Source organism: Stenoxybacter acetivorans DSM 19021 (assembly GCF_000745895.1).
Classification (GTDB): domain Bacteria; phylum Pseudomonadota; class Gammaproteobacteria; order Burkholderiales; family Neisseriaceae; genus Stenoxybacter; species Stenoxybacter acetivorans.
Map to the genome: position 1 here is coordinate 1 of NZ_JQKE01000069.1, position 14,554 is coordinate 14,554.

The window sequence follows — 14,554 nt, forward strand, 5'->3', positions numbered from 1 at the left end:
GATAATTTCACCAAAGGGTGATTCATGTTAATAATTTGAGATAATTGTAATTGGAATAAATCAGGGTGATTGTTGGGTTGTTTCGGCTTCATAACTGCAAGGTTTTCTTGGTGTTTGAACAGATTTATTGCAGTGAATTATAACATAAACTCAATATTTATTGTATATTTTCAATCACTTGCCGGTAATTCAGGAGCGACTATCTAAATCCATCAAACCAAATTCAAAAAAATAGCCTTTAAATTTTGAAATTTAAAGGCTGCTTCTGATCTATATTATTGACTTATTGATTTGCCAAAAAGCAGGTTCAATAACGCAATACGCTACCTGAGTTTTCAATCACGCGTGGTGTGATAAAAATCAGCAACTCTTCACGGGTTTGATTGCGAGAGCGGCTTTTGAATAAATTGCCCAAAATGGGAATATCACCCAACAACGGTACTTTATTTTCAGTGTTGGAGTTCTCTTCTCTATAAACGCCGCCCAAGATAACAGTACCGCCGTCTTCTACCATGGCGCGGGTGTTGAGATTTTGGGTGGCAATACACGGTACATCGCTGTATGGGTTACAGCTCCTGTCAACAGCGTCTTTGTTGATTTTAATGTCCATGATGATTTTGCCATCCGGTGTGATTTGCGGGGTAACGGTTAAACCCAAAACTGCTTTTTTAAAGCTGGTGCTGGTGGCCCCGCTTGATGAGGCCTCTTGATACGGTACTTCCGTACCCGATTCAATCACGGCTTCATGGCGATCTTGCGTTAAAATGCGGGGGCTGGAAATAATTTTCCCTCGATTTTCGGATTGCATGGCTTGTAATTCTAATGCCAAAACACTGGATAATGTGCTGCGTACGATAGATATCATGGATGTTGGATTGCTAATCGGCAGATTAACATTGGGCAAACCCAAACCATCACCGTAATTACCTAAACCATCGGTGCTTCCGCCTCTGACCCATGTGGCTGTACCGGGTGTATTGCTGTGGTTGTGTGCGACACCCAGCATCACGCCCAATGCTCGTGAAAAGCCATCGTTGGCTTCCACAATCCGTGCTTCAATCATCACCTGTCTAACGGGTACATCTAATTCAGCGATTAAACGCTCAAATTTTTGCAACACAAACGGCGTATCGGTGATAATCAATGTGTTGGTGGCAGGATCAATTAAAGCACTGCCGCGCGAAGTGAGAATGGAATTTTTATTGGAGCTACCACTGTCTTCAATACGCAGAATTTTGCGGAATTCTTCTACATTCTTGTATTTGAGCTGGAAAGTTTGTGATACTAAGGGACCTAAAGTCTCCACTTCATTTTGTGATTGCAACACCGCTTTGTCGTTGGCAAGCATTTCTGCTCGCGGGGCAACATTGATGATATTGCCTTGTTTTCTCATGTCTAAATTACGTGCCTGCATCACGAAATCCAAGGCCTGATCCCATGGCACATCTTTAAGGGAAATAGTCATCTTGCCTTGAACGCTGTCGCTGGCGACAATATTCATGCCGGATTCCTTGGCAAGAATTTGCAAAATGGTACGTACATCAATATTTTGAAAATCCAAGGAAATTTTACCGCCCTTGAATGATTTGGGTACGTTTCTCAAGCCTTGATTGGCAACATCAATATTGGGGCGAACTTCAATATTTTGCCCGTTACCGCTGTTATTGATGCTGTAATCCCAATTGCCTTGTATGCTGATGGTGAGCTGTGTGTCATTGCCTAAGCGGCGCAAGCTAATGGTACGCACGGGCGTACTGAAGTCTCCGACATCAAGATTGCGTTGCTGAGCGGCATTGATTGGTGTGTTTTTATAGGTAAGAATTAAACGGTCGGGCTGACGTTTTACATCGGGCTCAGCGGGGCTACCTGAATTAATAGATATGATGCCTTGCCCGTTACTGCCTTTGCGAAAATCCACACCGACATTAACAGAGCGGTTTGCAGAAGTGGTTGATGCAGAAGATTGCTCTGTTCGGCTTTCTATGATGGGAGCGGCAACGAAAGCAGAGGCGGCGGGAGCAGCAATTGGGGTAGGAGCGGCAGCGGGTGCAGAACCGGTTGTAACGTACACCCACACTTCATTACCGTGAATTTCGGTGCGGTATTGTCCGTTTTGGGTGAGTGAGAGCATCAATCGTGTGCGATTACCGCTTTCCGCAGCAGTGATTTGGCGCAGCAGGCTGTCGTTGTATTCTAATACAGGCTGAGGTAATGCAATGCCGCTGCCGGCAAAGTCAAGGGCGATGCGGGCTGGTGATTGGGTAACAAAACCGCTTGGTTGTACTAAATCGCGATCAAAGCGTACTTTAACAATCTTTTGATTGCCTGACAATGATGAAACATCAATGCCGGTAATATTACCAGCCCACACATTTTGCGCCAATAAGCCCAGTACACAGGCGGTGATAAAAGTATATTGTTTTAATTTCATGATGATTTTCCTTATCATTCGCCGCTGAGCGGGATTTCTGTATCTCGAGTGGTCCAGTTGCCGTAGTTATCTTCTACCTGCTCCGTAATTACAAGGTTATCCGGTGTAATTTTACTGATATGCCCATAATTTTGCCCCAAGTAATTGCCGATTTTGACCGGGTAAACAAGATTGTCTGCTTCAATAAAAGCAGTTGGTGCTTGCCCTTGACGAATAATTGAACCAACGTAGCGCAAATTTTCCAAGCCAAAGTTTTCCAATAATTCTTTTGGGCGGTTTACATCGGGGGCATTTGCACCCGTTGTGCCCACGCGCAAACGTGCATCATTGAAGCTATTCAGCGCAGGTGCGGGCGGCGGGGTGTAGCTGCTGGCTTGTGAATTTTCTGTTACCGGCGGTGGTTTAATTTTTTCGGTGGCTTTTGCACGGGTCTGTTTCATCCAGTCTTGCAAATCACCGTGTGGTGCGGAGCAAGCATTGATGCCCATACAGACAGGCAAAAGCCATAAAAGTTTTTTCATTGCCATTTTCATTATAGATTCACTTTTTATCAATAAGTTATCAGACCGTTATTTTTTATTTTTTGTTTTATCATCATCCTGAGTGTTGCTGTCAGTTGCTTGGGCTGCTAAGGCTTTATAAGTGTTGGCTGTGGCATTGAGTATTAAGTTGTCACTTTTATTGTCTTTGCGTAAGGTGAGTGCGTCCAGTGTAACAATACGGGAAAGATGTCCGACATCACGCAAAAAACGGCTGATTTGGTCGAAGTTGCCGGTGAGCGAAGTGGTGTAAGGTAGTCTTTCTACTGAGTCTTCAGTAACCGGGGCTTGTGGGGTTAGGCTGTCTATGCGCATACCGTTAGTAGCGGCAGCTTGATGTAATTCCTGAATCAGATTGGGAATTTCGGCTTCAGTAGGTAAGCGTTTGAGCAGGGCATTAAATGAGGTGTGTAAATTATCCAATTCTGTTTGATACGCATCTAAGTTGGCTGCCTGAATGCTTTTTTCCTCATACTCTTGTCTGAGTTTGTCTTCTTCTACAACGAGATTGGCTGTGTCTGCGCGAATACTGCTGAGTACCAAAAACCAAGCCAAAACCAATACAGCGATACCCACTAACACGGCAACGCCCATTTGTATGGGTGCACCCAATTTGTATAGGTTTTTTAGATCAATTTCTTTGAGGTTGAGGTTTTTTGAATCCATGATTTACCCTTAGCTGGTTCGCTGTTTCTTTAGTTTTTCTTGGTGGTTTCCGACGCTTTTTGGGCAGTATCTTGGGTAGCGCGCAAGATACCGACGCTTAGTTTAAATTCCTGCACATCATTATTTTTTTTAATACTTAATAATTCTGGTGTACCAAATAATCCTGAAGCCGGTATGGCGCGCATAAACATGGCGATTTTGCTGTCGCTGATGGCTTTTCCGTCAATGGTGTATGTTAACCCTGTTTTATCGGAAGAGGTAATGCTACTTAACACCAAGCCATCCGGAACAATGGTATTCAGTGTGTCCACGATACGTGCACCTTCAAAGCGCAAACTTTCCAATTCTTCCACTTTTTGTTTTCGCCGGAAAAATTCTTCTTTTTCTTTTTCCAGTTCTTTGACTTGTACAATTTGCTCATCAAGCTGTTTGATGCCGTTTTTCAAAACAAGGTTACGGTCTGTTTGTGAGGAAAGACGTGAATCCAGCGTGAAATAAGCCAGTGCAGACAAACCCAAACCCGCGACTAAGCCCAATAACAAAATTTGTTTCAGGTGTTGTTTTTGTTTTTGGACGATGGCTTCACGATAAGGCAGTAAGTTGATTTTAATTAATGGGATCATTTCAATAAACCTCGAATGGCTAAGCCAAAGGCAACAGCAAGCTCATTGATGTCGTACATCAATTGCGTTTCATTAATTTTGCTTATGGGTTGTGCAGTTTCTGCAGGATTGATTTGTTCGGCGTTGATGTTGGTTTTTTCTTGGATTAAGTCCGACAACCCGAAAGCACCGCTGCTACTGCAACCGGAAATCAGAATATACTCTATGTTTCTGGGATCTTCTTTGCTGTCTGCCGTTTGATAAAATTGGAAAAACCGCTGAATTTCTTGGACTAATTGATTTTGAAAAGCAACGGCAATGGTTTCGTGAAAATCATCAGGCTGATTGTCGGATTGTATCAGGTGGATGGCATCGGTTTCACTCAGCTGGTATTGGCGTTGTACAGCTTGTACCTGATATTCACGCCCTAAAGCGATTTCTTGTTCAAATAAAATACGACCTTGATACGTGATAACGGCTTGTGTGCTGTAACGTTCAACATTAAAAAGAGCCAGTGTTTTACCGCTCAATGCAGGGTTTTCATTGTTGATCCAAACGCTGAAAGCATTGACAAGTGCAAAAAGATCAATATCCATCAGATCGGGTGTAAAGCCGGCAGCAGACAGTGCATCAGTACGGGAATCAACGACTTCGCTATTGCAGCAACTTAATAAAATATTGGGTTCTGTACCCAAAGACAGAAGCTGTGCATAATCATAACGCAGGTTATCAATGCCGACATTGCTGGCTTCCATTTCGACAAATTCTTCCAAATTTAATTCTGAGTGTTCTTCGTCAAAATACAACGTTGAAATATTGGCTTGCTTGCGCGATATGGCAGCAGTGATGTTTTTGGCATTGCTGCCCAGCTTTTGTTTTGCTTGTTGTAAATATGCAACAAGTTCGTCATAATTATCCACGTTACCCGAAGCAACAGTATTTCGCGGTAAAGGAACAACAGTATATTTTTCCAAACGAATCTGATTTAAATTTTTAGCATTAAGTAGTACCATGCAAATGGCATTATCATTGATGTCTATACCGAGACTTTGCCCGCTTCCTGTAGGTAACGTATTCTTATTACTGTTTTTTTTCCCGAGCTTAAGAAAACTGGTGTTGATTTGCATGATAAATTCCTGCGGAATGTTGATGGCTGCGGATTTAGAGATGGGTGTTTAAATCTGCTAACCTCTGGCTTCTGTGATTTTAAGTGTACCTCATCTGTAATATATATCATAGTATTACAGCCATATATCATAATGTCTCTATACACATCTTCTATTTTCAGTATCATTGGAATATTTGGTAACCAAAACTAAATTTTATGATTAAAAAATTACTTATTACAATTATCGGCTTCTGTTTGGGTTTGGGTTTGTTTGCTGTTGGTTTACTGGCAATTGCCGTGTTGGCGGTTTATCCCAAGCTGCCTTCATTGGAAGCAGTAACGCACTATCAACCGAAAATGCCGCTTATGGTGTATTCCGCAGACGGGAAATTATTGGGTCAATTCGGAGAAGAACGGCGTGCTTTTACGAAAATAGCCGACTTTCCGCAAACGCTGAAAGATGCTGTGCTGGCAGCGGAAGATAAGCGGTTTTATGAACATGGCGGAGTGGATTTGATGGGCATCGCACGGGCGTTCGTTTCTAACCTGACCGGCGGCACACAATCCGGTGCCAGCACCATTACCCAGCAAGTGGCCCGCAATTTTTATCTCACCAATGAGCGCACGTACACGCGAAAATTCAATGAAGCGTTACTGGCGTACAAAATGGAGCAGTCGCTCACTAAAGACCAGATTTTGGAATTGTATTTCAATCAAATTTACTTGGGGCAGCGCGCGCACGGTTTCGCGGCGGCGGCGCAGACCTATTTCAATAAACCGGTGAAAGAGTTGGATTTGGCTCAAGCTGCCATGCTGGCAGGTTTACCCAAAGCACCCTCTGTGTTTAATCCGATTGTGAATCCGCAGCGTGCCAAATTGCGTCAAAACTATATTCTGAACAATATGCTGGCGTTGGGCATGATTACAGCGCAAGAACACGATGCTGCATTAAACGAAAAATTGCACTACGGAAACTACAACCTCAATATTGACCCAAATTCTTTGTATGTGGCTGAAATGGTACGTCAGCAGCTGTTTGAAAAATACGGCGAAGAAACCTACACTCAGGGTTTTCGTGTTTACACAACAGTAGATTCAACTGCACAGGCAGTTGCCACGGAATCTTTACGTAAGGCGTTGACTGGTTTTGATAGCGGTGCACGTTACCGTGGTGCTGAAGGTTTTTTAGACATCAGCCAGCAGGCGGCGGAAACTCGTGACGAATATATTGAGCAGTATTTGGCAAGCTTATATGCTGTTGACGGTATGAAACCGGCAGTGGTGGTGGACTTGCCTGCCAATGCTGTGGTGGTGTATGTGTCGGGTGAGGGCGAAATTAAACTAACCGGCAATACCTATAACTGGATAAAACGTGCCATTAATAACGATAAATTGGGTGAAGCTTCTGTGCGCGTTGGCTCTGTGATTCACGTGCGTAAAAATAAAGACGGTGATTATCAGGCGGCGCAGCAACCGGAATTGCAAGGTGCTTTTGTGGCACTGGATACGCAAACCGGTGCCGTAAAAGCATTGGTGGGCGGCTATGATTTCCAGCGGCGCACGTTCAATCGGGTTACTCAGGCACAGCGGCAGCCCGGTTCATCATTTAAGCCCTTTGTCTATTCAGCCGGTCTATCCAAAGGCATCACGGCGGCAACCGTGATTAATGATGCGCCAATTTCTTTACCGGGTTTAGGACAAAACCGCAGCACGTGGAATCCGAAAAATTCTGATGGCCGTTATTCCGGTTTTATCACCGTTCGCCAGGCACTGACTGCTTCAAAAAACATGGTGTCGATTCGTATTTTAATGGCCGTTGGTGTGCCGTATACCAAAGAATACGTGCAGCGATTCGGCTTTAAACCCACTCAAATACCCGACAGTTTGTCCATGGCATTGGGCAGCGGTGAGGTAACACCCATGCAAATGGCGGAGGGTTATGCCGTGTTTGCCAACGGCGGTTACAAAATTTCCAATTATGTGATTGATAAAATTTTTGATGGCAACGGCAAATTGAAAGCGCAAATGCAACCTTTGGTGGCGAAGCAAAATGCGCCGCAAGTGGTTGATCCGCGCAACGCTTACATCATGTACCGAATAATGCAAGATGTGGTTAATCACGGCACAGCCGCACGCGCAAGGGCTTTGGGGCGAAGTGATGTTGCCGGCAAAACCGGTACAACAAACGATTACAAAGATGCGTGGTTTGTGGGCTTTAATCCAAATTTGGTGGGTGCAGTCTTTATTGGTTTTGATAAACCGCGCAGTATGGGACGCGTTGGCTATGGCGGCACGATTGCCTTGCCGGTGTGGGTAAATTATATGCGTTATGCCTTAAAAGACGTGCCGACAGCAAAAATGCCGATACCGGCAGGCATCGTACAAAGCGGCGGTGAATATTTTATGAAAGAATTCGTTCATACTAATCCGGCATTGGCTTTAGACAACAGCAGCAGCGCAGAAAGCAATTCGGGCGGATCGAATGAAGGCGCATCACCGCTCGGTTCTTCAAGCAGCAGCCAGTTGGACGCTTTATTCTAGTAAAAATAAAATTCCAGTACAGTATCGGAAGCATATGGTGAGTGAAATACCCAAATCTCTGCGACCAAAACTGTTATTTTTATGGCGAGAAATGAAAGCATACAGAGGATTGTAGCCGGCATTAGAAAGCAGTTGCTGCATCAGTTGATTTGCCGCACAACAGCGGTAAAAAGGAGTTGCCGATATTTTTCAGGCAGCCGGTTCAGCATTTTAAGATAACTGAAATACCGAATGATTGTGGTTGAACAGCAATGCAAACAGTGCGGCAATTCTTTGTTTATGCTTTCATAAGTACATTGGTGATTGATCACCGCATTGACTTTCATTATTTACTGTAATTAAAGGGTTTTTATGATGCTTTCCTGTTTGCCTGTACGGTATTGGTATATTGTTAAAAATACTGATTTTTAACGGCAGTGAAATCGGAAGTTGAGGAGATAAATATGAAACAGCAGCACCGCCGTGTTCCTTTTGCTTGGGACGATGCACTGTTGCTGCAGCAACAACTCACTGACGAAGAACGCATGGTGGCAGAAACCACCGAATCGTTTTGCCAAAATGAATTAATGATTGGTATCGTGAATGCCAATCGTCATGAATATTTTGATCGTAGCATCATGCGTCAAATGGGTGAAATGGGTTTATTGGGTGTAACCATCAGCGGCTATGGCTGTGCGGGCATGTCGCATGTGGCTTATGGCGTGATTGCTCGTGCGGTGGAGCGGGTGGATTCGGGTTATCGCTCCGCCATGAGTGTGCAATCAAGTTTGGTAATGCATCCGATTTGGGCTTATGGCACTGAAGCGCAGCGTGAAAAATACCTGCCGAAATTAGCGAGTGGTGAATGGGTGGGCTGCTTTGGTTTAACTGAACCCAATGCGGGATCTGATCCCGCCGGCATGCAGACCCGCGCGCGTGCGGTTGATGGCGACTATCGCTTAAATGGCAGTAAGATGTGGATTACCAACAGTCCGATTGCCGATGTGCTGGTGGTGTGGGCAAAAGACGATGCGGGTGATATTCGCGGTTTTATTTTGGAAAAAGGCATGGCGGGATTAAGTGCGCCCAAAATTGAAGGCAAATTTTCCTTACGTGCGTCAATTACCGGTGAAATCGTGATGAATGATGTATTCGTGCCTGAAGAAAATGCTTTTCCCGATATTCGCGGCTTAAAAGGACCGTTCGGTTGCCTGAATAAAGCCCGTTACGGTATTGCTTGGGGTGTTATGGGTGCGGCGGAATTTTGCTGGCATGCCGCGCGGCAATACACTTTAAACCGCCAACAATTTAACCGTCCTTTGGCGGCAAATCAATTGATACAAATTAAACTGGCAAATATGCAAACCGAAATCACGCTGGGGCTTCAGGCAGCCTTGCGTGTGGGGCGTTTAATGGACGAAGGGCAAGCTGCGCCGGAAATGGTGTCGTTGATTAAGCGCAATAATTGCGGAAAAGCCTTGGAAATTGCCCGCATGGCGCGAGACATGCACGGTGGGAACGGTATTGCCGATGAATTTCACGTGATTCGCCACATGATGAATTTGGAAGCAGTGAATACATATGAAGGTACACACGATATTCATGCCCTGATTTTGGGCAGAGCGCAAACCGGAATTGCCGCGTTTTAGGATATTCTCGCTTAATTTAAATCTTAATTAAACCGATCTCAGGTTGCCTGAAATATTGACTGTGTTTTCTCAGGCAGCCTTTGCTGTGTATTTTTTGGAAATCAAACGGCTGATTTTGCTTGCGGCATTTGCGAAGTAATTGAAAAATAGGGTACGATGCCGTCTTTGTCTTCGGATAGCAAATAAGCTGAAAAAGGTAGCGGCACAATGCCCTGTGAATATTTTCAGCACACACTTTCCACCAAGCGGCTGCCTGAAAAAAAAATGAATTTCAAGCAGCCTCAGTTTAAAGAATATTATTGCCAACACCTCATCTCAATATAAGGAAATGAAATGCAAGTTTATTACGATAAAGATGCCGATTTGTCTTTGATTAAAGGCAAAACCGTTGCCATTGTCGGCTATGGTTCGCAAGGTCATGCACATGCGGCGAATTTAAAAGATTCCGGTGTCAATGTGATTGTTGGTTTGCGCAAAAACGGAGCATCTTGGAAGAAAGCAGAAAACGCAGGTCATGATGTGCGTGAAGTGGCTGAGGCTGTAAAAGCCGCTGATGTGGTGATGATTTTACTGCCCGATGAAAGTCAGCCCGCAGTTTATAACAAAGACATTGAACCGAATTTAAAACAAGGTGCAGTGCTGGCGTTTGCACACGGGTTTAATGTGCATTATAACCAAATCATACCGCGCGCCGATTTAGACGTGGTAATGGTTGCACCGAAAGGTCCGGGTCATACCGTACGCAGTGAATACAAAAAAGGCGGCGGTGTTCCCAGCTTAATTGCAGTGTATCAAGACCAGTCCGGAAAAGCCCGTGATATTGCCCTGTCTTATGCGGCTGCAAATGGCGGTACTAAAGGCGGTGTGATTGAAACCAATTTCCGCGAAGAAACCGAAACCGATTTATTCGGTGAGCAAGCGGTATTGTGCGGCGGTGCGGTTGAGTTGATCAAAATGGGTTTTGAAACTTTAGTAGAAGCCGGCTATGCACCCGAAATGGCATACTTTGAGTGCTTGCATGAAATGAAATTGATTGTGGATTTGATTTATGAGGGCGGTATTGCCAACATGAATTATTCCATTTCCAATAATGCTGAATATGGTGAGTATGTAACCGGTAAAGAAGTGATTAACAGCACTTCACGCGAAGCCATGCGCAACGCCTTAAAACGCATTCAAACCGGTGAATACGCCAAAATGTTTATTCAAGAAGGGGCAACCAATTATCCGTCTATGACGGCACGCCGCCGAATCACTGCCGATCACCAAATTGAAGTAGTGGGTAATCAGCTGCGCAGCATGATGCCGTGGATTGCCAAAAATAAACTGGTGGACCAAGAGAAAAATTAAGTATATTGAAATCAATTAAGGCAATTCTGTATTGCCTTAACGGTATTCAGAACGGTCTGTAGTCTTTGATACAGACCGTTTTTAGCCATTTAACCGATTGATTAATATCGGATAACCACAGCATGGTTGCTGATAATATTTCCGCTTTTTTCAGGCAGCCGGTAATCAAAAATATTTACTTTTAAGATAGTAGTCTGCGGTATATTGTCCTATGTAATAACGGTTTTTTTGCATAGTATTGAGTATTTTGGTAGCAGCATATTTTTACGGCACCACTAAAATAAACTGTGCGGTGTCTGTGTCATTTAATTTTTTATGGAGAGGCAATGAACAACATCAAATCAATCCTCCAATCCGGTCTGCAAACCATGAACATCAATTTAAGCGTACCGCAGCAATTGCAGTTGCTGGCTTTTGTTGATTTGTTAAAAAAATGGAACAGTATTTATAACCTTACCGCTTTGCGTGATGAAACATCGGTAATCAGCCACCATATTTTAGACAGCCTCACTTTGCTGCCTTATGTGCAAGACGCACGCGGTTTGATTGATGTCGGCTCAGGCGGCGGCATGCCCGGTATTCCAATTGCGATTGCTCGCCCTGATTTGCCGGTGGCATTATTAGATGCCAACAGCAAAAAAACCGCGTTTTTACAGCAAGCGGTAATTGAATTGGGACTGAATAATGTCCAAGTCATTACCGCAAGAGTAGAAGCCATGGTTGGTGAGCATTTTGACGTGATTACCAGCCGCGCTTTTGCTGAATTGGCAGATTTTGTCAATATTACCAAACAATTGATGGCAGACGGCGGCATGTGGGCGGCGATGAAAGGCGTACATCCCTATGAAGAAATTGCGCAGTTGCCCAATACCGTTGAGGTGTTGAGTGTAGATAAATTAAATGTACCCGGTTTAAATGCCGAACGGCATATGGTGTTAATGCGCAAAAAGGATATGATATGAATGCCTTAGTCATTGCGCTGGCAAATCAAAAAGGTGGTGTGGGCAAAACCACTACCGCTGTTAATTTGGCAGCCTCGTTGGCTTATCGCGGTAAAAAAATCTTGGTGGTGGATATGGACCCGCAAGGAAATGCCACCACCGGCAGCGGCATCAATAAAGGCAATGTTCGTGCCGGTAGTTATGCGGTATTGCTGGGTGAGGCGAATATAAAACAAGCGGTGGTTCACAGCAGAGGCGGTAATTACGATCTATTGGCGGCAAATCGTACCTTAGCGGGTGCGGAAGTTGAGTTGGTGCAAGAGCCGGCACGCGAGATGCGCTTAAAAAACGCATTGGAAACCGTGCAAAACGATTACGACTGTATTTTAATTGATTGCCCGCCCACTTTAACTTTACTCACAGTTAATGCTTTGGCGGCTGCCAATCAAGTGATTGTACCGATGGTATGCGAGTATTATGCTCTAGAGGGTATTTCCGATTTAATTGCCACCATTCGCAAGATTCGTCAAAGTGTCAATCCAAAGTTGGATATTTTGGGCATTGTGCGCACTATGTACGATCCGCGCAGCTTATTATCGCAGCAAGTTGATGAACAGCTGGAAAAATATTTTCCCAATAAATTATTCAAGACCTTAATTCCACGCAATATCCGCTTGGCAGAAGCCCCCAGCCACGGTATCCCCGCTCTTGCATACGACCCCAAAGCACGCGGTTCTGTGGCTTATTTGGAGTTTGCCGATGAATTGTTGGAGAAGATTTAATATTTTCAAGTAGATGAAAAGGAAGAGGCTGAATTAAGTTTTACTTTTAGGGCTGTACTGGATAACCGAGATATTTTTGTCTTTACTAGTTGTTTTAAATAGAATAATTGATATTTTTGATTGCTATTGTTGAAACGCCATTCACACTCTTTCAGATACAGATAGAAATGGTCTTTGGAAATACCGTTGAATTGGTGCAAATGTCGTAATGACGAAGAGCCAAATGATTTCATCATTTCTCTTTTGCATACTTTGCTTAAGCATTATTGAACATGGGTTCTTAGACATAATGGCTTGCAAAATTTTACCCCGTAAGCCGTTTGCGCAAACACGGCGATAAAAGCACCAAACCGTATTATGAGATGAAAAATCTTGATGTAACCGGTAACCTATCCCATTGATCCCCGTTTTTATTCTGTAGAGTACAGAATTGATCAGATCTTGTTTACTGTGTTTTTGCAAATGTTTCCTTTTTTGGCATCAAAAAAGGCTCTATTATCGCCCATTGGCTATCTTTCAAATCACTCGGATACATAAAGAATTATCTACTGTCTTGATTTATTTGTAAATTATGATTATTTGATTTTATTTATAAATTCATTGAACAATCGAAACGTGGCCGTTTGCTGATAAAATATCGGAAACGTAGCAGTTACTGCGTGAATATGACGGTATTGGTGTGATGCGGGTAAATTAAAGCGAAATAATTCTATTAAAACCAACAAGTAAATAAAAGGAAAGGGTGCTTATTCACAAAGCATTCTTTCTTTGATAATAGTGTTATGTAAGAATATCGGTAAAGACGTAGGCAAAAGCCTGAAAATATAAAAAATAGGAGCAGCATGGCAAAAATCAAAGGCTTGGGCGTGGGGTTGGACGCTCTGTTGGGCTCGGGCAGCGATGTCAGCGGTAATGATCGTTTGTCGTCGGTATTGGTGAGCGATATTGTGCCGGGGCGTTATCAGCCGCGCATGCAGATGGACGATGAAGCCTTGCATGATTTGGCAGAATCAATCAAAGCACAGGGCGTGATTCAACCGGTGATTGTACGTGAAATGGGTTTGTCTCAATATGAATTGATTGCGGGTGAACGCCGTTGGCGAGCTTGCCAATTGGCGGGGCTAACTGAAATTCCGGTGGTGATTAAACAAATTTCCGATGAAACCGCATTGGCAATGGGTTTGATTGAAAATATACAACGCGAAAATTTGAATCCGATTGAAGAAGCGCAAGGTTTAAAACGTTTGGTAGATGAGTTTGGTTTAACCCACGATACTGTTGCCCATGCGGTGGGGCGCAGCCGCAGCAGTATTTCCAATAGTTTGCGTTTGTTGAATTTGCCGCAGCCAGTGCAGGATTTGATGTATGCGCGGCAATTGGAAATGGGGCATGCTCGTGCTTTATTGAGTTTATCGGTGGTACAGCAAGTGGATTTGGCGCAAAAAGCGGCAAAAAACGGTTGGTCGGTGCGTGAGGTGGAAAAACGCAGTCAGTCATTATTAAAAGGTAAGCCGCAAACCGATGTTCACGAAAACAATGCCGAAGCCTTGAAGCTGGCTGAATTGTTGATGCAAAAATTATCGGTTCCAGTGGAGATAGTAAGTAAAAATCAAAAAAGCGGGCGTATTGTGCTGCATTTTAATAATCCGGAAACACTCCATGATTTATTGGCACAGCTTGGGGTGGATTTGCCGCAATGGTGAGCTTTAAACGGTATGCAGGGTTGTCAGTGAATAATTAGAAACGCACAAATAGGTTATTGGGAGATATGGTAGTAACGCAGTAATTTGCTATTTTATGGCTGGGAAGTATTTGACAAGTGGGAATCCATGTGTAAAAAATAGTTGTTTAGCTGGTTGCTCCTGAATTACTGGCAAGTGATTGAAAATATACAATAAATACTGAGTTTATGTTATAATTCACTGCAATAAATCTGTTCAAATACCAAGAAAACCTTGCAGTTATG

The 14,554-nt window shown here is 43.7% G+C and carries 11 protein-coding genes and 1 pseudogene; 6 read left to right on the top strand and 6 right to left on the bottom strand.

The window, feature by feature from the left end:
• Positions 1–307: 307 nt before the first annotated feature.
• Genes Q384_RS09345 through pilM form a run of 5 tightly spaced genes read right to left on the bottom strand, consistent with a single transcriptional unit; the run spans position 308 to position 5,365 of the window.
• Complete coding sequence (locus Q384_RS09345; protein ID WP_037587366.1) at positions 308–2,431, bottom strand: type IV pilus secretin PilQ; 2,124 nt, start codon at positions 2,429–2,431, stop codon at positions 308–310.
• Positions 2,432–2,445: 14 nt separating this feature from the next.
• The gene (locus Q384_RS09350) at positions 2,446–2,952 is read right to left on the bottom strand and encodes a pilus assembly protein PilP (RefSeq protein WP_037587368.1); all 507 of its coding nucleotides are present in this window, start codon (positions 2,950–2,952) and stop codon (positions 2,446–2,448) included.
• A 48-nt stretch (positions 2,953–3,000) separates the two neighbouring features.
• A complete protein-coding gene (locus tag Q384_RS09355) occupies positions 3,001–3,636 on the bottom strand; it encodes a type IV pilus inner membrane component PilO (protein ID WP_037587371.1) in 636 nt (211 codons plus the stop codon).
• A gap of 29 nt (positions 3,637–3,665) precedes the next feature.
• A complete protein-coding gene (locus Q384_RS09360) occupies positions 3,666–4,259 on the bottom strand; it encodes a PilN domain-containing protein (protein WP_037587374.1) in 594 nt (197 codons plus the stop codon).
• Positions 4,256–5,365, bottom strand: a complete 1,110-nt coding sequence (pilM, locus tag Q384_RS09365; RefSeq protein WP_051940833.1) for a type IV pilus biogenesis protein PilM — start codon at positions 5,363–5,365, stop codon at positions 4,256–4,258. Before pilM ends, Q384_RS09360 begins: the two co-directional genes overlap by 4 nt.
• A gap of 197 nt (positions 5,366–5,562) precedes the next feature.
• Between pilM and Q384_RS09370 the strand changes: the two genes are divergently transcribed.
• From Q384_RS09370 to Q384_RS09395, 5 genes are all read left to right on the top strand, one after another.
• Entirely contained in the window at positions 5,563–7,887 is a 2,325-nt protein-coding gene (locus tag Q384_RS09370; protein WP_037587376.1) for a penicillin-binding protein 1A, read from the top strand.
• 443 nt (positions 7,888–8,330) lie between these two features.
• Entirely contained in the window at positions 8,331–9,515 is a 1,185-nt protein-coding gene (locus Q384_RS09380) for an acyl-CoA dehydrogenase (protein ID WP_037587380.1), read from the top strand.
• Between the two features lie 333 nt (positions 9,516–9,848).
• Positions 9,849–10,865 carry a ketol-acid reductoisomerase gene (gene ilvC / locus Q384_RS09385; protein WP_037587381.1) on the top strand — a complete coding sequence of 339 codons (1,017 nt, stop codon included), beginning with the start codon at positions 9,849–9,851 and terminating at the stop codon, positions 10,863–10,865.
• Positions 10,866–11,191: 326 nt separating this feature from the next.
• Entirely contained in the window at positions 11,192–11,827 is a 636-nt protein-coding gene (rsmG, locus tag Q384_RS09390) for a 16S rRNA (guanine(527)-N(7))-methyltransferase RsmG (protein WP_037587383.1), read from the top strand.
• Complete coding sequence (locus tag Q384_RS09395) at positions 11,824–12,588, top strand: ParA family protein (RefSeq protein WP_037587385.1); 765 nt, start codon at positions 11,824–11,826, stop codon at positions 12,586–12,588. Before rsmG ends, Q384_RS09395 begins: the two co-directional genes overlap by 4 nt.
• Before the next feature lie 68 nt (positions 12,589–12,656).
• Here the strand turns inward: Q384_RS09395 and Q384_RS14080 are convergent.
• Positions 12,657–12,821 (bottom strand): annotated as a pseudogene (locus tag Q384_RS14080) (IS1595 family transposase); the annotation flags it as partial.
• A gap of 609 nt (positions 12,822–13,430) precedes the next feature.
• Here Q384_RS14080 and Q384_RS09400 point away from each other — a divergent pair.
• Positions 13,431–14,291: a ParB/RepB/Spo0J family partition protein gene (locus tag Q384_RS09400; RefSeq protein WP_037587387.1), complete on the top strand. Its 861-nt coding sequence runs from the start codon at positions 13,431–13,433 to the stop codon at positions 14,289–14,291.
• The last annotated feature ends 263 nt before the right edge of the window (positions 14,292–14,554 follow it).

Bases quoted from the DNA above. Each gene is read 5' to 3' on its own strand.
- Q384_RS09345 (WP_037587366.1), bottom strand. From the start codon at position 2,431: ATGAAATTAAAACAATATACTTTTATCACCGCCTGTGTACTGGGCTTA.
- Q384_RS09350 (WP_037587368.1), bottom strand. From the start codon at position 2,952: ATGAAAAAACTTTTATGGCTTTTGCCTGTCTGTATGGGCATCAATGCT.
- Q384_RS09355 (WP_037587371.1), bottom strand. From the start codon at position 3,636: ATGGATTCAAAAAACCTCAACCTCAAAGAAATTGATCTAAAAAACCTA.
- Q384_RS09360 (WP_037587374.1), bottom strand. From the start codon at position 4,259: ATGATCCCATTAATTAAAATCAACTTACTGCCTTATCGTGAAGCCATC.
- pilM (WP_051940833.1), bottom strand. From the start codon at position 5,365: ATGCAAATCAACACCAGTTTTCTTAAGCTCGGGAAAAAAAACAGTAAT.
- Q384_RS09370 (WP_037587376.1), top strand. From the start codon at position 5,563: ATGATTAAAAAATTACTTATTACAATTATCGGCTTCTGTTTGGGTTTG.
- Q384_RS09380 (WP_037587380.1), top strand. From the start codon at position 8,331: ATGAAACAGCAGCACCGCCGTGTTCCTTTTGCTTGGGACGATGCACTG.
- ilvC (WP_037587381.1), top strand. From the start codon at position 9,849: ATGCAAGTTTATTACGATAAAGATGCCGATTTGTCTTTGATTAAAGGC.
- rsmG (WP_037587383.1), top strand. From the start codon at position 11,192: ATGAACAACATCAAATCAATCCTCCAATCCGGTCTGCAAACCATGAAC.
- Q384_RS09395 (WP_037587385.1), top strand. From the start codon at position 11,824: ATGAATGCCTTAGTCATTGCGCTGGCAAATCAAAAAGGTGGTGTGGGC.
- Q384_RS09400 (WP_037587387.1), top strand. From the start codon at position 13,431: ATGGCAAAAATCAAAGGCTTGGGCGTGGGGTTGGACGCTCTGTTGGGC.